The organism is Halomonas sp. A29, from assembly GCF_046723295.1.
Classification (GTDB): Bacteria; Pseudomonadota; Gammaproteobacteria; order Pseudomonadales; family Halomonadaceae; genus Halomonas.
In genome coordinates, this window is record NZ_JAXQPR010000006.1 from 165996 (window position 1) to 183387 (window position 17392).

The window sequence follows — 17392 nt, forward strand, 5'->3', positions numbered from 1 at the left end:
ACTGCCAGACGGCCTATTCCCCCACCCACCAGTCGGCACGATAGCGGCTCGCCTCGCCGAGCAGCGGCGTGACCCTCGCCATGGCCGCGGCAATCTTCTCATCGAGGCCCCACGGCGGGTTTATCACCAGCATGCCGCTGCCGTACATGCCGCGCTCCTCGCCTGGCGAACGCAGGGTCAACTCACTGCGCCAGATCTTGCGCAGCCCGTCGTCGCGCAGGCGCTCCAGCAGCTCTTCATGGCGCGCGGCGGGCAGCAGCGGATACCACACCAGCACCACCGCATGGCGCGCCTTGCGCATGGCGGCCAGCACCGTCTCGGCGACCTCGGCGTATTCGCTCTTGCGCTCGTAGCTGGGATCGATCAGCACGCACAGCCTCGGCGTGGCGGGCGGCAGGCCGGAGCGCAGCCCCGCCAGGCCATCGGCATGGATGCGTCGAACATTGGCTGGTAGCTGCTGTCGCGCCAGATGTTCATGCTCCCCCGGGTGCAGCTCGAACAGCTGTAGCCGGTCGTGTTGGCGCAGCCGCTGGCCGAGCCACCAGGGTGAGCCGGGATATTGCTCGAGGCGTTGGTTGCCGGGCTGAACGCTGGCGATGCCCTCCAGCCAGGCCGCCAGCAGCGGCTCGTCGACCAACCCAGCCCGGGCCTGCCACAGCGGCAGCACGCCGCTGCGATACTCGCCCAGGCGCTGGGTCTCAGCAGCATCCAGCGGATAGAGGCCGCGGCCGGAGTGGGTGTCGACGAAGGTAATCGGCGAAGCCTTGCGCAGCAGGTGGTCGACCACGGCATGCAGCACGAGATGCTTGTGTACGTCGGCGAAATTGCCAGCGTGGTAGGCATGCTGGTAGGAAAGCATGGGCAGGAACCTCACGCGGAATGGTCGAGATACGAACAGGCCCGCCACTATGCGAGTGGCGGGCCTGCAAGGCAACTCGTCGCGATCCGCGCTTACTGTTGCTGGAACTGTGACTCGATGGGCGTGAGGGTGATCTCGACGCGACGGTTCTGGGCACGTCCCTCTTCGGTATTGTTGCTCGCGATGGGCTGGCTCGGCCCGTAGCCGACCATGTTGAGACGACCGCGTGACACACCGGACTGGGCCAGGTAGTTGCCGACCGATTCGGCACGCCGCTCGGAGAGACGCTGGTTGTAGCTGACGCTGCCGGTGCTGTCGGTATGCCCGGCGATGTTGACCCGGGTATCGGTGTACTGAGTCAGTACGTTGGCCACGTCGTTGAGGGCGTTGCGCGCCTGCACGGTGAGCTCGCTGGAGTCGAAGCCGAAGGTCACGCTGCTGGGCATGTTGAGCACGATGTCGTCGCCGCGTCGCTCCACCTCGACGCCTGTACCACGCATGCTCTCGCGCAACTGCTGCTCCTGGCGGTCCATGTAGGCGCCAATGCCGGCACCCGCAGCCGCGCCCACCGCCGCACCGATCAGCGCGCGATCGCGACGGCTGGTGCTACCACTGCCGGAAAGTGCCCCTGCAGCAGCACCCACGGCTGCGCCGACCCCAGCGCCGGTTACGGTGCTGGATCGCTGGGTCTGCCCCGAGTAAGGATCGGTCGTTGCGCAACCAACGAGCAGGATGGCGGCCGCCAGGGGAGCAACGAATCGAGACGCTTTGAACATGTACGATCTCCAGATCAGGGTGACGAGATTATTCTGTACCGGTGTCATTCACGAGCGCCAGTAGCTCGTTCAAGAATAATAGACCTTGGGGCGAAGCCTGAAGCCTTTGCCCATCTTCCACAAGAAGTCCTTTATTGCGCGCCGCTTCAAGGCGCTCGCCAAGCAGCGAAAGCGGGCGGCCGGTATGGGCCTGCCAGTCGGTCATGGCCGCCCCTTCGACAAGGCGCAGGGCGTTCATGGCGAACTCCAATGGCAGCTCCTCGTCGCAGACCCAGTGACTGCCGGCGACGAAGCCACGCGGATCGCGGCGACGTCGCAGGTAGGCTTCGGGCTGGCGTGTCTTCCAGCGTCGTTCGATGCGCAGCCACCCTGAATCGTCGAATGCACTCAGCTTGCCATGACTGCCGGCGCCGATGCCCAGATAGTCACCGAAGCGCCAGTAGTTGAGATTGTGCCGCGAGCGTCGCCCAGCCTGCGCATAGGCGGAAATCTCATAGCGTGAAAGCCCTGCCGCCTCGAGCCGCTCGTGGCCCAGATCCTGGATGTCCCACAGGGTTTCCTCTTCGGGCAGCGCGGGCGGCCGGGTATGGAACTCGGTATTGGGCTCGAGCGTCAGCTGATACCAGGAGAGGTGCTCGGGCTCAAGCGCCAGGGCTCGCTCCAGATCGGCCAGCGCCAGCTCGGGCGTCTGGTCCGGCAGGCCATGCATCAGGTCGAGGTTGAGATTGTCGAAGCCGGCAGCTCGCGCTTCCTCTACCGCAGCCACGGCATCGTCGCCGCTGTGAATACGCCCTAGAGCCGCGAGCTGCGTCGCTTGGAAGCTCTGCACGCCGAGCGACAGCCGATTGATCCCGGCCTGGCGATAGCCGTGAAAGCGACCTCGCTCCAGCGTGCCGGGATTGGCTTCCAGGGTGATCTCGATATTCTCGGCAAACGACAGACGTTGCGACAGCGCATCGAGGAAGCGTGAATAGAACCGAGCCGACATCAGGCTCGGTGTCCCGCCGCCGATGAAGATACTGCCAAGGGGCCGGCCGGCTGCCAGCGGCAAGTCGGCATCGAGGTCGTCGAGCAGGGCAGCCAGGTACTCCTCCTCGGGCAGCTCTGCGTCCCGACCTACACCATGGGAGTTGAAATCGCAGTAGGGGCATTTGCGCACGCACCAAGGTACGTGCACGTAGAGCGCCAGGGGAGGAAGCGCCGGCAGGGCTCGAGGCAAACCGGCCATCAGCGCTGGGTCGTCTCGCGCAGAGCCGCCAGCATGCCCTCGAGGGCTCGACCGCGATGACTGAGACGGTTCTTCTCCTCGGCACCCAGCTCAGCGACGCTCTTGCCCAGTGGGGGGATCCAGAACAGCGGGTCGTAGCCAAAGCCGCCGTCACCCCGAGGCTGCTCGAGGATCTCCCCTTCCCAACTGCACTGGACGATCAGCGGCACGGGGTCGTCGGCATGACGCAAGTAGACCAGGGCACACCAGTAGCGCGCGCTACGGGTACGACCGGATACCTCGGCCAGAGCCTCCAACAGCTTGGCATTGTTACGCGCATCGCTCTTGGGCTCACCCGCGTAGCGGGCCGAGTAGATCCCCGGCTGCCCGGAGAGTGCATCGACCTCGAGCCCGGAGTCGTCGGCCAAGGCCGGCAAACCGCTGACCCGACTGGCTGCGCGAGCCTTGAGCAGGGCATTCTCGACGAAGGTGAGCCCGGTTTCCTCGACGTCTGCCACGCCGAATTCTGACTGGGGCCGGATCCGCAGTCCAAGAGACGCGAAAAGCTGGCTGAACTCCCGGATCTTGCCGGAATTACTGCTGGCCAGGACCAACTCATCTGTGGGGGACACAACGGCTCCTCATGCTTGGTTTTTCACTACTCCATGTTACACGAGGCGAGCGGCTGGCTGAACTGCTAGCCCACGCAATTCAAGCGTTACAGCACTATAGAAACCGAGTAACAAAACGCCACGGAGCCAAGCGGGCGGGCTTGTCTATATCGCTCCTGTAACCTATCTTTACAACTTGTCTCGCGCAGGGAAGCGGCTCAACGTCGCGCTACCAAGCGGAAGGCTTTATGGCCTCTGCAACCATCTGAACGTTTGCCATTTTTAAATTAGAAAAATAGCGAAAATTGCATCGATTGGATTGCTCTCTTGGGGAAGAACAAGAGAAACAAGCTCTTGTCCGTGGAAGACAAGGGATTGAATTCGGCCCCAAGTGTAAAGAAAAGGAAACAAAATCGACTTTACTCTCGAAGGATTCGAAAGGGACGAACGACACATGGAAAACAAGGCAACACTCTTGATGATCGGCCCCATGGAAATTGGCCAGCAAGAATTCGTTGCACGCATGGAAGAAAAGGGGTGGTGTATCAGTACAGCCTGTAGCCTGGCACAGGCACAGATTCTGTTGGAAGCAGCCGATCATGATGCAGGCATCTTCTATTTGCCTCAGGCTAGTACCAAGGAACTGAAAGAAATGGAGAAGTTGGTCATTCGCTCACAGATGGAGTGGATGGCGCTGGTTCACGGACCCGAGCTAGACGACCCTTTATTGTGCAAGGCCTTGGGCAATCTCTTCATGGCCTACCAAGCGGAGCCGATCGATATCGACCAGATCGACTGCCTCATGCAGCATGCAGTCGCCATGAAGCGGCTCAGAAGGGAGGAGGCCACTGCGCAGCTACCCAAGGAAGCCGAATTCGAGATGGTCGGCACCGTACCGGCCATGCGCAAGGTTTTCGACACCATCCATAGGGTAGCCTCCGTCGAGGCACCGGTATTCATCCGCGGTGAGTCGGGCACGGGAAAGGAGCTGGCCGCTCGTGCCATTCACGAGCGCTCCCAGCGCGTCTCGGCACCGTTCGTCGCGGTGAACTGCGGCGCCCTGCCCAGTAACCTGATCCAGTCAGAGCTGTTCGGCCACGAGAAGGGAGCCTTCACCGGGGCCAGCCAACAGAAGATCGGACAGATAGAAGCCGCCGCAGGGGGCACTCTGTTCCTCGATGAGATCGGCGACTTGCCTCTGGATCTCCAGGTAAACCTGCTGCGGTTCCTGGAGGAGAAGGCGATTCAGCGTATCGGCGCGCTAGATGAGATATACGTCGACGTACGCGTACTCACTGCTACCCACGTGGATCTCGAAAAGGCGGTCGAAGAAGGGCGCTTCCGGGAAGACCTCTATCATCGGCTCAATGTCCTGCAGATCAATATCCCACCATTAAGGGAGCGCCAGGAGGATATCGAGACCCTGGCCAAGTTCTTCTTCGACAAGTTCATCGAAGAAAAATCCATGAAGGTGCGTGGCTTCAGCCAGGAGGCCTTGGTGCTGATGCGGCAGTACCACTGGCCGGGCAACATCAGGGAGCTGATCAACCGGGTACGCCGTGCCATGGTCATGTGCGAACAGCGCTTGATCAAGCCGGCGGACCTTGGGCTCGAACGGCGCACGTCCAGCCGCAACGTCGTCACCCTCGAGGAAGCACGCAACTGCGCCGAACGAGAAGCCTTGCTTCGAGCCTTGGGCCGCAACAAGCAGAAGGTCAAGAAAGCCGCCGAGGAGTTGGGGGTTTCGCGGGTAACGCTCTACCGCCTGATAGAGAAACATGGCCTGGACAGGAAGGCAGAAGAAGCCTCCTGTCCGTAGATCCCGGCAGGACCCGGCGTCCTTGCTGGCCATCCCCCTGGAGAGAGAAGCCCTTCGCAGGAAGGGCTTCTTTCATATCCGTCGCGGCAAACACAAGGGCCACCGAGCCTTTTCTGCAGCAGGCGATGGCTGCGCACTGCCGCCTTCTTCCGCCTGGATTAGCCGACACGCCCTTCCAGATAGTCCGCGATGGACATCCGACAATCCGCCTCGGCGGCTATATGCAGCCTTAGAATATTAAACAACTTCTTAATGAAAATTATCTATTAACACATCTCTGGATTATGTCTGAGACTCCAGAATACACCCTATCGTTTACGTTTCTTTACATTCAGTAATACGAATAAACAGGGAGGGAATAAAATGACAAGCATGGATTTTCGGATTTTCCTGGTGACCGCTGTCAATCCCCAGTCAAAGCTGTTCATCGAGCATTTGCAACAGCAACTTGACCATGAGGTCACCGCCGTCGAGACCGAGGCCATGCCAGCCTTGGACGAGGGTGAAGTCGTGCTGGTGATTCTCGATCTGGATCACTTGAGCGAAGCGAACATGCAGCAATGGCAGACCGCTGCAGATGGCAAGGAGCACATTAGCCTCGCTGCATTCAACGTGCGTGATGAAGGCCATGCGGTCGAGCTGCTTTCATCGCTCAACCTGCAAGGAATCTTCTACCGCAATGACAGCGTGGACTTGATCTGCAAAGGGATCGAGGCTCTCCGTAGTGGCAACCTATGGATGTCGCGTACCTTGATGTCGCGCATGATTCAGCTCCTGCGTCGCCAACAAATGAATTCGTACCGCCCAGCCTGCGGCCTGACACAGCGTGAGCTGGAAATCATCGGGCTTCTCGGCACGGGGGCAACCAATTCGGAGATCGCTGAAAAGCTGTTCGTCAGCGAACACACCGTCAAATCTCACCTCTACAACATCTTCAGGAAAATCAAGGTACACAACCGGCTCCAGGCGATGAATTGGGCCAGACGAAACCTGTTCAGCGTTCCTCCCAGCTACAAGAGGGAAGCGAGGCACTGAAGCACAAGGAAAAGGATAACTCTGGAGTGCACCCATAGGGACATCCGTCATGGAAACGCCCCCCAACGTCATGCTGCTGGATCCAATTTCTGGCCGCTCGAGCAAGATGCTGGCGGCACTGAACCAGCAGGGTTGTATTGCGACGCTTGTCACGGATTATCAAACAGCATGGCGCACCATGGCGCAAAAGAACTTCGATGTAGGTCTCATTCCACTTGAGGATATTGATCCCGCTTTCCTGCCGGAACTGGAAAAGCTCATTCTCGACAGCGGCTTCGAGTGGGTGGCCTTGGCCGATCCGCAACAGGTCAGGAATCCCTGCGTTAGGCTTGCCCTGACCCGGTTGTTTCATAGCATCCACGCCCAAGGGGACTTATCCGGCCTGGTCTGCCTGCTGCTACATATCGCCAGGCAACATGCCATTGCCGCTGTAGCCGGCAGGAAAGCGATCCTGCACGTGGCCAACAAGAGCATGATCAGCAGCACGCCCAGCATGCGTCGAGTCATCGAGCAGATCCATGTTCTGGCTGACGTCGATGCCCCCGTATTCATCACCGGCGAATCGGGCACCGGCAAGGAATTGGCCGCCAGAGCCATCCATGAACTCTCTTCTCGCGCCCATGCTCCCTTCGTCGCGGTCAACTGTGGAGCCATCCCTCCCAATCTCATCCAGTCCGAACTGTTCGGCTTCGAGAAGGGTGCTTTCACGGATGCGCATTGTCGACGCATTGGAAAGATCGAGGCCGCTGCCGGAGGCACCCTGTTCCTGGATGAAATCAGTGAACTGCCCTACGACCTGCAGGCAACCTTTCTACGCTTCATCGAGAGTCGCAGCATCTCCCGCTTGGGGAGCCACAAGGAAACCAAGGTAGATGCACGCATCGTTGCCGCCACGAACCGGCATGTCCCGACGCTGGTGGAAGAGGGACGCTTCAGGCTGGACCTTTTCTATCGCTTGAACGTACTCGAGGTCTGGATACCGCCTCTGCGGGAGAGAAAGCAGGATATCAAACCTCTCGTCGAGCTCTTCTTCGAACAGTTCAAGCAGTACAAACCCCCAGGGCTGATTGGCTTCAGCACTCAAGCCATGGCGCTGCTGCAGGATCACGACTGGCCGGGCAACATTCGCGAGCTGATGAACACGGTTTGCCGCGCCATGCTCATGTCGAATCCGCCCTATATCGAGGTCGAGGACATTTCCATCGATAAGTCGGCCAAACCACATCAACCACCGTCATTGGAACAGATACGTGAGCAGGCTGAGCGTAACACCCTCCTCAATGCACTGAAGCGAAACCACCACAACATCGCACGTACCTCGCGAGAGATGGGGGTCTCTCGCGTCACGCTGTATCGCCTGATGGACAAGTACGACATCCAGCGCGTTGGCGATCGGCTCTAATCACAACGGTTCCCAGGAACCAGGACATCAAGGGAAGAGAGTCATGACCAGAATGCATGCCCTGCTGTTACCCACCGCGGTTGGCCTGGGCTTGGCCCTGTTCCAGGTCGCGGTCGCTCAGGACACCACCGCCCCGGCAGGTATCACCTCACCCGTGGGGCAGGCGCCGGCCGAGGCTCCTCCTCAGCAACCCGAAGTGCAGGCCATCGCCGACATCGGCGGGGTGTTGACGCCTCGTGGCCGCCTGGTGATCGAACCTTCTCTGCAATACTCCCATTCGGGGGTCAATCGCCTCACCTTCCGCGGTGTCGAGATACTCAGCACCCTGCTGATCGGGGTCTTCAGCGCCGAGGAGGCCGAGCGGGATATCTGGACGGCATCGCTCACCGGCCGCCTGGGCGTCACCGACCGGCTGGAGATGGAACTCAAGCTGCCCTATGTCTATCGCGACGATACTCTGCGAGCCACTGTACCTACGGTAGGAGATGACAGTTTCGATATTGATCGTGATCTATCGGGCAATGGCCTCGGGGATATCGAACTCACCGCACGCTACCAGCTCAACCGCGGCCACAATGGCTGGCCTTTCTTCGTCGGCAACCTGCGCTACAAGAGTATTACCGGAGACGGTCCCTTCGATATCGCCCGCGACTCCGACGGCATCGAGCAGGAGCTGGCCACCGGATCCGGTTTCCATGCCATCGAGCCCAGTATCACTGCCCTCTTGCCCTCCGACCCCGCGGTCTTTTTCGCCAACCTCGGCTACCTCTACAACATGAGCGACGACGTCAACACACAAATTTCTGATGAACTCTGGATCGGCAAGGTCGACCCCGGCGATGCGGTGCGCCTCAGCTTCGGCATGGCCTACGCCATCAACCCGCGGGCCTCCTTTACGCTGGGCTTCAAGAACGACTTTATCGGCAAGACCAAGACTACCTATTTCCAAGATGAACGTTCCGCCACACAGAGTTCACGCACGCTCAACGTCGGTTCGCTGCTGCTGGGCTGGTCCTACCAGCTCAATCCGGATGTCTCGGTCAATCTCGGCCTCGAACTCGGCGTCACCGACGATGCCCCCAACACCGTGCTGACCCTGCGGGTCCCGTTCGGTACCAATGCGTTCTGAGGCAGGAACGAGGATCGGTGAACCTCACCGATCCTCTGCTGGGGCCTTTCCGCTTAACGCGCCAAGGACTCAAGGACGGTGTGGCGCTGCTGGGCAGCACGCAGCGCTGGCAGGTTGTTCACCTGTACGCCGATATTGAGTTGTTGCTGAATGTCCCGCTCCGAGGCATCGCTGACCACGCTGCCCAGGATCGCGTTCTTCGTCACCGTATGGAACACCGAGGTGAAACCCTTGCTATCGTTGACCACCAGGCCGGCGAAGTCCTTCATCCCGGCCAGGTTGATGCCATCCGGCGTCAGTTCCACGATGGTGTTGCCGCTCCCCTGCCCTACTCGACTGACGACCTGCCCATCGATGAGGTCGTACTGAGTGATCGTCTGTGAAACGACCTCCGTACCCGACGGATGGATGACGAAAACGGTGTCCATGCGCACATTGTCGATCAGCGTCTGCAGGGTGGCCCCGAAGCTCATGTCGATCCCTGCGATTTCAAAGCCCCCCCTCAACGCTTGCAGCTCCGCTTCCTCCAGTGGCTCCAGGAGGGCGAAGTTGGAGGCTTGCACCGTGGCACTGGCCATCCATAGCGACACCATGCACATGCGGCAGAGTGTCGATCCGGCGAAGCGCCGCTTGGCAGTGTCTCGCTGGCGACTGGCGACCAGTCGCTCATTGGTCCGGCATGCGCTCATCGCTCATCGTCCCAGTTCGTTGATCGCCGGCAGTTGCAGTAACATCGAAGCCACGTCGGCGCGGTCGATCCCGCTACCGACGGGAGCCGATGGCCGAATCTGCCAGTCGCGCTCATGGTTGAAGTTGGCCTTGGCGATTTCCGTCTCGGCCCGCGCGCCCAGTACCAAGCCGCTCCAGATCGATTCGAAATACGCCTTGGGCACCGCCACGGTACCTACGGCCGGATCGCCTACCAGCACATGGTCCGCATCCATTCCCTTGATGACCACGAAGTGCCGGTACCCCCCCGTGTTGATCAAGGTGATGGCGGGAACACCAATGCGCTCGAGATCATCGAGTCCTACCCGGAAACCGTCTGAATTCAGCCCTTGGGCATCGAGGTAGCGCTTCATGTCGAGCATGGAGAAGCCTTGCTCCTTGATCTGCTCCACCTCACCGGTATGGATCATCGCCTCGAAGACCTCGGCTTCCGTGGTGGGCCGGCCGTAATGATGGGTGAGTAGGGTCGCCACCGCCGCCGCCCCACAGCTGTAGTCGTACTGCTGTGCGACGACCCCATCCCAACGCATCTCGTGATGGCTCCTGGCCGGTACCGTCAAGGAGCCAAATCCACCGTTCAGCGCGATCGTCAGCGATCCCGCCTGCAGCGGGAATACCAGCACACTGACGGCGCAGGCCAACCCTACGTCAAGCCACCGCCTGGTTCTCATCCTCCCCCCCCCACCGTCTCGCGCCTCTACTGAGGTGCATAGATGCTGATGCTGACCCCCGTCGAGACGGCATTGGCATGGCCTGTCATGAGATTCATCAGCGTTATGCCAGAGACCCTGTCCATGGCATTGGCTTCAATCGTGATATTGCCCGAGACGATTGTGCCGGCAGTAAACGAAGCCCCTTTCGCTGCGGCTTCCATGTTCTGGATACTCTGCACGTTGACCAGATCGCGGAACCCTTCCCTACCAGTAACACCCTCCAGCTCACTCACCTCCATGTGATGTAACGCCTCGAAACCTGTCGTAATTTCGTCTCCTGCCATCAGCAGAGGGCTGGCAAGGCTCAAGCCGACCGCCAGCACAGCACATACCGCTCGACCGATACGCTTCATGGCATCGCTCCCTCTTCCACCTGCTTGTCATGGGACCAAGAAAGGGCCGGCAGCTTCACCACCGGCCCTTCACGCTCAGCGCAAGCCGAACATCAGTTGCCGATGTGGACGTTGCTATGCGCTGCCACGTTGGTACCTGCCACCTGCGAGTTGTAGATGCCAGTGGAGAGGTTCATGTTGGCAATACCGCCGAAGGTACCGGCGCCTGCTGCCATGGAAGCCCCGCCGGTGACGAGCGAGGCGTTGCCGCCGTTGCCACCATTGCCGCCGTTGCCGCCGTTGCCGGCATAGGCATTGGCATCGCCACCAGTGCCGGTGCCGCCGCCGCCGCCGCCGCCGTTGCCGGTAGAGCTACCGCCGGCTCCTGCCATGGCGTCGCCACCCGTACCACCTGCACCACCAGTACCAGTACCAGTACCGGTGCCAGTGCCGGTGCCGCTTCCTGCCCCAGCGGTACCACCAGCGACAGAAGGTGAGGCAGTGGCATCGCCGCTGCTGCTGCCGCCTGCAGTGGCGGAATTGTTGTTCTCGATATCGTCACCAGCGAAGTTGCCTGCCAGCCCGCCTGAAGCGTTGCTGTCAGCCCCACCGCTGCCGTTGCTGGTGTCAGCGCTACCACCCAGGCCGGCCCCAAGGCCAAGACCCAGGCCGAGACCCGCACCATCGCCGCCATCGGCACCATCGCCAGCAACAGCCACGGAATGGCCACCGTCACCGCCAGTGCCATTGCCGCCGGCACCGCCGACACCCACACCCGCGCTCACGCCCAGGGCATTGCCACCGCTGCTGCCGGAGCCGCCAGTCGCTCCATCACCGGCGGTGATGTTGATGCGAGAACCGGTCACCGTGGAGCGCAGATCCTGGATAGCCACTACACTGGTGCTGGTATTGTAGGATTCGCTCATGGCCCAGGCATCGCCGCCGGCCCCACCAGCGCCACCCGCACCGCCCATGCCGCCGGCTCCGCCGGTGCCACTGCCTGACGTGGCGTTACTGGTGGCCTGGTTGTTGTTATCGTCATCCATTTCGTTGATGAAGTTGCCGGACAGGGCATTGGCGTCGCTGCTGCCCGAACCACCGTTCCCGCCATTACCACCGTAGCTGCTACCCCCGCTACCGCCAACGGCTGTGGCGTCGGCATGCGCAGCCGAAATGGCCAGCACAAGCGCCAGCAGCGATGACCCTGCAATCGCATAATATTTTTTCATGATTATTCTCCCTATCATGCATGATGAGTGCTTCCAGAACATGACCAAGTTGGCTCATGCATTTCGCCCGGACTCGTCTCAGGAAGATCCTTTTCTTTTCCCTTTCCTTTCCCGACGAGAATTCATGGCTAACGGTCGGGTAACGTACCGCATACTTTATGCCATGGTTTATAAATTACCTTTAAAAACAATAACTTTTATATTTACAAATCGTGAAAATTGCTGCGTCACAAGGAGATTGACCTCGGAAAAAGACGCAAAGAAGGGTAGCCGGTATCGCCAGCTTGACAGTAGTAGTGGACCAATGGTTTTCATTTCACAGAAGTTCTGCCTTATCATTAGCTTACGAAAGATACCTTTAATACCATTAAAGTTACACTTCGAAAAACTCAGTCTCCATGAGGTTACAAAATTCTCAATCTGGCCAGGCCTTTCAGCCTCTTTATCAATGACATGACCGCATTTTCAGGCCACAAACACTTTGCCCCTGGAACCCGTATCTCGATAGCAGCCTGAAGATGACGAAGCATACGCAGTGGCGCTGACAAGATTGCCGGCTGCAGATGGCTCAACCGGATCGAGACGCTGTGAATGAAGGGAGTATCGATGAGAATTGAGCGAAACCTTTCCAAGAAGCCAGTCAGACGGGGCGTGGCACGGGATTATTAACGTACTGACACGAGAGGCATGAAGCATCTGGCAAGTGTCAAGATAATGGGACAATAGAAATAAAAACCACGGATCCACTACAAGAATCAATAATGTTACAATAACATTACACAAAGCCCAAGATTGAATTTTCCTCATGCCTTCAATGTTCCAGAAGAGAAAATCTAATTCTATGCAACAAACATAACAACATAAGATATTGTTTTTTAATAGTTTTTAAAAAAGCATGAGAAAACTCATGTCTTGAGGTTAGCCATCTCAGCAATAACATAACTTTACAAAACCTGTTTTCATGAACCAAGATTCCTCCCATGCTTTTCATCAGGGACCTGAAGAAGAACCTACCAAGAAAAGCATACTCATAGGAGAAATCGAGCATGGAACTTGGAAAAGGGGCTGTCCTATTAGCTACCGAGATCAACCCACAGACCCAACTCTTCGTCGATTACATTTACCAGAAATTGCAACGTGACTTGTGCATCGTTTCACCTGCCTCGTCTCGTGAAGCCGCTGGGTTCGTGGAGGAGAAGCAGGATTCTCGCACCGTCGTCCTGCTGGACATGGATCATGTCGACGAGAAGATCATGCAGGCATGGCAGGCGCAATATCACAACCGGCCGCAGTGGGTTCTGACAGCATTCAATCTCAAGGATGAAGAGCATGCTGCACAGTTGCTGGGTTTCATACAGCTGCAAGGTGTGTTCTACCGCAGCGACAGCCTTGAGCTGATCTGCAAGGGCATCCAGCGTCTACTTGCTGGCGATTACTGGATGTCGCGTACGCTGATGAATCGCCTCATCGACTTTTACCGTCGTCAACAGATCAACTGTTACCGCCCAGTCTGTGGTATCACACAGCGCGAGCTGGAAATCATCGGGTTGCTGGGTTCAGGTGCTTCCAATACCGAAATTGCCGAACTGCTTTTCGTCAGTGAGCATACCGTCAAGTCACACCTTTATAACATCTTCCGAAAAATCAACGTCAACAATCGCATGCAGGCCGTCAACTGGGCCAGGCAGAACCTGGGGCCCCCCCCTCCCTTGTCGTTTCAACGGCACGACAGAACCTCATCCAGTCACTGACATGAGCGCAGACAAGAGCCATGGCCTTCCTCCACAAGAAACCGCCATTAGCCATCCTGTTGCTGGCACTAGGCTCCCTTGCCTTGGCGGAAACGCAGGCCCCGGGCCCAAACCTACCGACGGTTCAAGAAGAGCCCACGACTCCCCAAAGTTCGATCGAAGAAGAAAGACTGGAAGAGGGGCAAGCGGGTGAAGAGCTGTCCCGGCAGTTTCGCCTCGGAGAACCCGGTCTGTCAGGGGTGATCGTCGACCGCACCATTACCATGATGGGGAAGACATTTTACCGGCGTTTCAGCCAGTTAAGTGTAGAGAGCCATATCCTGTCCAGCACCACGTTGTCCGTACACGAGCGTCCCGATGCGCGCTGGGGAAGCCAAGTCTGGGTATCAGAGAACAATCGCATTCTCTTCCAGGCCACTCTTCCCCCACGGCTGAGCGATATCGACCGTTATGCCGAGGCGGCCTCCGAGCAAGTCGAGCAGCTCCTGGTGCAGCGCAGCATCATGCAGGCATTGGAGAGTGACCCGGATCTGGCAGATGACGAAATCTAGCGGAAAGAGTGAACGCCACAAAAAGGAGAATGCCATGAAGATCCCACGCTTACTGAGGCTTTGCCTCTTCGGAAGCCTGCTCCATACAGCAGGAGTACAGGCGGGAGAACTCATCTACCGCCCGATCAACCCTTCTTTCGGCGGTGATCCCCTGCTGGGCAACCACCTGCTCAACAAGGCTCAGGCACAAGATACCCACAAGGACCCCAACGCTCCAGATTTCGGGCGGTTCTCCGAAGTGGATTTTTTTCTCCAGGATCTTCGCGCCGATCTCATCAATCGTGCCATAGACGGCGCGCTCGACCCGAACAATCCCGGCGGAAGCGAGAGTGTCATAGACAATTCCTCGCTCAACGTCAGATTCGTCAATGTCGGAGGGGGTGCTTTCCAGATGGTCATCACCGACAAGAGAACGAACGAAGTGACACGTATCGACTTCGGATCACCATATTAAGAGGCCTGAACATGAAAGCATTGAGAATCAGCCTCCTGACAGGACTGATCTTCCTCGGTGGATGTGTCGGTATGATCACTTCACCTGAGGGTCTGGAAGGGGCCCCGGCAACCCTGGTCCCTCGATCCGGTACCTATATGGACCTGACCAGTCTCCCCAGGCCTGCGGCCCCTATCTATACGGCCGTATACGACTTCAGGGACCAAACGGGGCAATACCGCCCCCAACCCGCCAGCACTTTTTCTACGGCAGTAACCCAAGGTGGAGCGGCTATGCTGAGTTCCGCGCTGGCGGATTCAGGCTGGTTCATTCCCCTTGAACGCGTGGGGTTGCAGAATCTACTGACGGAACGCCGCATCATTCGCGCGAACCTCGAACGAAACGGACGCGAACATGAACTAGGTTCTCTCAACGCTGCACGCATTCTTATGGAAGGTGGGATTATTGCGTACGATTCCAATATGAAGACGGGAGGCGTTGGAGCCGAATATTTCGGTATCGGATCTTCCGGTCAGTACCAGGTCGATCAAGTCACCGTCAATCTTCGTGCCGTGGATATTGCAACTGGGGAAGTGCTCGCCAACGTGACCACCAGCAAGACGGTTTACTCTTACGAGGTGCGTGCTGGGGTCTATCGTTTCGTCAGTTTCCGCAGGCTCCTGGAGGCGGAGGCTGGATATACCCACAACGAACCGGTGCAAATGGCGGTGATGTCAGCGGTCGAATCCGCAGTCATACATCTTGTTACCCAAGGGGTCGACCGGGGTTTATGGAATTTAGCTGACCCGGCGGAGCGCAACAATGACGTCCTCGTAGCCTACCGCGAATCCTCCCCGCCCATGCTTTGAAAGCCGAACGATTTTCCTGGCGCCATATTTTGGCGCCTTCATTTTTTCAATAATGAGTCCATACGGCTAATTTTTCATGACACAAGCTTAATTCTTTCAAAATGCGGCCAAGTGCTAGGAAATTAATCCTCAAATTAAACCTTATTAATTATGGAAGCGATGCGATAGCAAGCCGACACTGTAACAGTTAGTAAAGCTGCGGAGGAATGTTGCCATGAAGGCTTACGCGATCGTTACATTTGCCATAGGTATGGCTTTGCTGGCTCAAAACGCCTTGGCTGTTGATCTCACGCCAGGCTCTGAACTCGACCCCGCAGCGACAAGAAGCCTGCCGCAACAAAGCGCTGTCATTCAACAGTCTGGATACGGTAACGAATCCGCAATCCTCCAGAGAGGTAGCTATAACAGCGCTCAAATCATTCAGCAGGGCGTGGCCAATAGCGCCAGCGCACGGCAAGTGGGAATGGCCCATCAAGCCAGGGTGATACAGAGCGGCGTTCAACTGGATGCCTCTATCCTGCAGCAGGGGCAAGGGCACGATGCCGGTATCGTACAGGCAGGATACGGCAAGGAAGCCATCATCAACCAACATGGTGCATATGGCAGCGCCGAGATTCACCAGCTGGGAACACACCGTACGAGCCCCATCACGATCACCCAGTTCTCACGTGGTCAGGCAGCCATTCAGGTCTATCGATACTAGGACTTGAGGCTCCGGGAGCATGGAGAAAACGCAGGAAGCATGACCAACGAAAAGGGAATGCAAACGCTTGAAACCGGAAGTGGCAAACAGAAGCGGTAGCCAAGCTATCGTTTCTCGAACTCCGCCCTGGCGGCAAAAGCTCAACCAGGGATTTCAACGAGAGGGAATTAAAAATGAAGTTCAAGATGACTGTAATGGCTGCGGCTATCGCTTTCTCAGCTACGGCTCTGGCTAATGGTAACGTTTCGAATGTCGACCAAGTAGGCTACGGCAATGACGTGGGTGTATCCCAGTATACCCAGGGCTGGGGTGGGAATAATACCTCCGGTGTATCGCAGAATGGTGTAAGCAATGGCGCGACCGTTCATCAGCAGGGCTGGTGGGGCTATAACGTCTCGGATATAGATCAGCAAGGTATGGGCAACGATGCTGACGTCTTCCAGAATGGGACGAACAACAGTGCTGCCATTACCCAATCCGGTCAGTTCAACTCATCCGACAGCCAGCAGGTCGGTGTACAGAACGTCCTTCAGGTGAATCAGGAAGGTACCAAGAATAGTGCCTCTAGCTATCAGAACGGCTGGAATAACTTTGCCGATATCAGTCAGAGCGGCTTTGCCAACAGCTCCGACACGGTCCAGGATGGCAAGTACAACGTCGCTCAAGTGAATCAGGATGGAGTCAAGAACGCTTCCGACGTCACACAGTCCGGAATCAATAACTTTGCCGACGTCGACCAAAGCGGTACCTTCAACGACTCCACCATCGTCCAGGCTGGAACTGGAAACGTCGCCGAGGTGCTTCAGCGTGACCTGAAGAATACCGCCGACATTACCCAGGACGGCAAGTACAACACTGCCACTGTCGATCAGAGCAACTTCAACAACGATGCCATCGTCGTTCAGAACGGTCGCAACCATTACTCTGAAGTGACCCAGAGCGGCTACAACGACCTGGCCGACTCCTACCAGTCCGGCAACGGTCACTACTCCTCCATCACGCAAGCAGCGTCTTCCGGTGCACTGGGAGGCCTGATGAGCCTTGCCACCAATACGGCGACCCATGTGCAGGTGGGCCATAACAACGCCGCGACCACCTCGCAAGTGGGAGGCGGCAACACGGCTCACGTCTATCAGAACTGAGCACGCCCGGGAAAAGGTCCTGCCGAGGCGGGACCTTTTTTGCGCACTACGACAAAGGAAACTCGAGTAAGCATGACGAACCGAGCGCTGGTCGCATCGACC

Annotated in this window: 18 protein-coding genes; 10 read left to right on the forward strand and 8 right to left on the reverse strand. The window is 57.9% G+C overall.

Annotated features, from left to right (window positions below):
* Positions 1-13 precede the first annotated feature (13 nt).
* The 4 genes from SPH52_RS13210 to rdgB form a co-directional block, all read right to left on the reverse strand.
* On the reverse strand, positions 14-859 hold the full coding sequence (locus tag SPH52_RS13210; RefSeq protein WP_411795497.1) for a 23S rRNA (adenine(2030)-N(6))-methyltransferase RlmJ: 846 nt from the start codon (positions 857-859) through the stop codon (positions 14-16).
* A gap of 92 nt (positions 860-951) precedes the next feature.
* Positions 952-1635 (reverse strand): OmpA family protein, encoded by a 684-nt coding sequence (locus SPH52_RS13215; protein WP_411795498.1) that lies wholly within the window; start codon positions 1633-1635, stop codon positions 952-954.
* 28 nt (positions 1636-1663) lie between these two features.
* Positions 1664-2863, reverse strand: coding sequence for a radical SAM family heme chaperone HemW (hemW, locus tag SPH52_RS13220; RefSeq protein WP_411795499.1), 1200 nt, complete (start codon positions 2861-2863; stop codon positions 1664-1666).
* On the reverse strand, positions 2863-3474 hold the full coding sequence (gene rdgB / locus SPH52_RS13225) for an RdgB/HAM1 family non-canonical purine NTP pyrophosphatase (protein ID WP_411795500.1): 612 nt from the start codon (positions 3472-3474) through the stop codon (positions 2863-2865). Before rdgB ends, hemW begins: the two co-directional genes overlap by 1 nt.
* A 433-nt stretch (positions 3475-3907) precedes the next feature.
* On the opposite strand from rdgB, the gene SPH52_RS13230 reads away from it, so the two are divergent.
* The 4 genes from SPH52_RS13230 to SPH52_RS13245 all read left to right on the forward strand — a co-directional run bounded on the left by SPH52_RS13230 (position 3908) and on the right by SPH52_RS13245 (position 8838).
* Positions 3908-5272: a sigma 54-interacting transcriptional regulator gene (locus tag SPH52_RS13230; protein ID WP_411795501.1), complete on the forward strand. Its 1365-nt coding sequence runs from the start codon at positions 3908-3910 to the stop codon at positions 5270-5272.
* A 363-nt stretch (positions 5273-5635) separates the two neighbouring features.
* Entirely contained in the window at positions 5636-6307 is a 672-nt protein-coding gene (locus tag SPH52_RS13235; RefSeq protein ID WP_411795502.1) for a LuxR C-terminal-related transcriptional regulator, read from the forward strand.
* Positions 6308-6356: 49 nt separating this feature from the next.
* Entirely contained in the window at positions 6357-7709 is a 1353-nt protein-coding gene (locus SPH52_RS13240) for a sigma-54 interaction domain-containing protein (protein WP_411795503.1), read from the forward strand.
* A 43-nt stretch (positions 7710-7752) separates the two neighbouring features.
* The gene (locus SPH52_RS13245) at positions 7753-8838 is read left to right on the forward strand and encodes a transporter (protein ID WP_411795504.1); all 1086 of its coding nucleotides are present in this window, start codon (positions 7753-7755) and stop codon (positions 8836-8838) included.
* 53 nt (positions 8839-8891) lie between these two features.
* Here the strand turns inward: SPH52_RS13245 and SPH52_RS13250 are convergent, their stop codons facing one another.
* From SPH52_RS13250 to SPH52_RS13265, 4 genes are all read right to left on the reverse strand, one after another.
* On the reverse strand, positions 8892-9527 hold the full coding sequence (locus SPH52_RS13250; protein WP_411795505.1) for a hypothetical protein: 636 nt from the start codon (positions 9525-9527) through the stop codon (positions 8892-8894).
* A gap of 3 nt (positions 9528-9530) precedes the next feature.
* Positions 9531-10238 carry a C39 family peptidase gene (locus SPH52_RS13255; RefSeq protein ID WP_411795506.1) on the reverse strand — a complete coding sequence of 236 codons (708 nt, stop codon included), beginning with the start codon at positions 10236-10238 and terminating at the stop codon, positions 9531-9533.
* Positions 10239-10264: 26 nt separating this feature from the next.
* Entirely contained in the window at positions 10265-10633 is a 369-nt protein-coding gene (locus SPH52_RS13260; RefSeq protein ID WP_411795507.1) for a hypothetical protein, read from the reverse strand.
* A gap of 92 nt (positions 10634-10725) precedes the next feature.
* Positions 10726-11841: a hypothetical protein gene (locus SPH52_RS13265; protein ID WP_411795508.1), complete on the reverse strand. Its 1116-nt coding sequence runs from the start codon at positions 11839-11841 to the stop codon at positions 10726-10728.
* 1046 nt (positions 11842-12887) lie between these two features.
* On the opposite strand from SPH52_RS13265, the gene SPH52_RS13270 reads away from it, so the two are divergent.
* From SPH52_RS13270 to SPH52_RS13295, 6 genes are all read left to right on the forward strand, one after another.
* Complete coding sequence (locus tag SPH52_RS13270) at positions 12888-13592, forward strand: LuxR C-terminal-related transcriptional regulator (protein WP_411795509.1); 705 nt, start codon at positions 12888-12890, stop codon at positions 13590-13592.
* Between the two features lie 20 nt (positions 13593-13612).
* A complete protein-coding gene (locus tag SPH52_RS13275; RefSeq protein ID WP_411795510.1) occupies positions 13613-14143 on the forward strand; it encodes a CsgE family curli-type amyloid fiber assembly protein in 531 nt (176 codons plus the stop codon).
* Positions 14144-14177: 34 nt separating this feature from the next.
* On the forward strand, positions 14178-14597 hold the full coding sequence (locus SPH52_RS13280) for a curli assembly protein CsgF (RefSeq protein WP_411795511.1): 420 nt from the start codon (positions 14178-14180) through the stop codon (positions 14595-14597).
* Between the two features lie 137 nt (positions 14598-14734).
* The gene (locus SPH52_RS13285) at positions 14735-15445 is read left to right on the forward strand and encodes a CsgG/HfaB family protein (RefSeq protein WP_411795697.1); all 711 of its coding nucleotides are present in this window, start codon (positions 14735-14737) and stop codon (positions 15443-15445) included.
* 214 nt (positions 15446-15659) lie between these two features.
* Complete coding sequence (locus SPH52_RS13290) at positions 15660-16148, forward strand: hypothetical protein (RefSeq protein ID WP_411795512.1); 489 nt, start codon at positions 15660-15662, stop codon at positions 16146-16148.
* Positions 16149-16321: 173 nt separating this feature from the next.
* A complete protein-coding gene (locus SPH52_RS13295) occupies positions 16322-17290 on the forward strand; it encodes a hypothetical protein (protein WP_411795513.1) in 969 nt (322 codons plus the stop codon).
* Positions 17291-17392 lie beyond the last annotated feature (102 nt).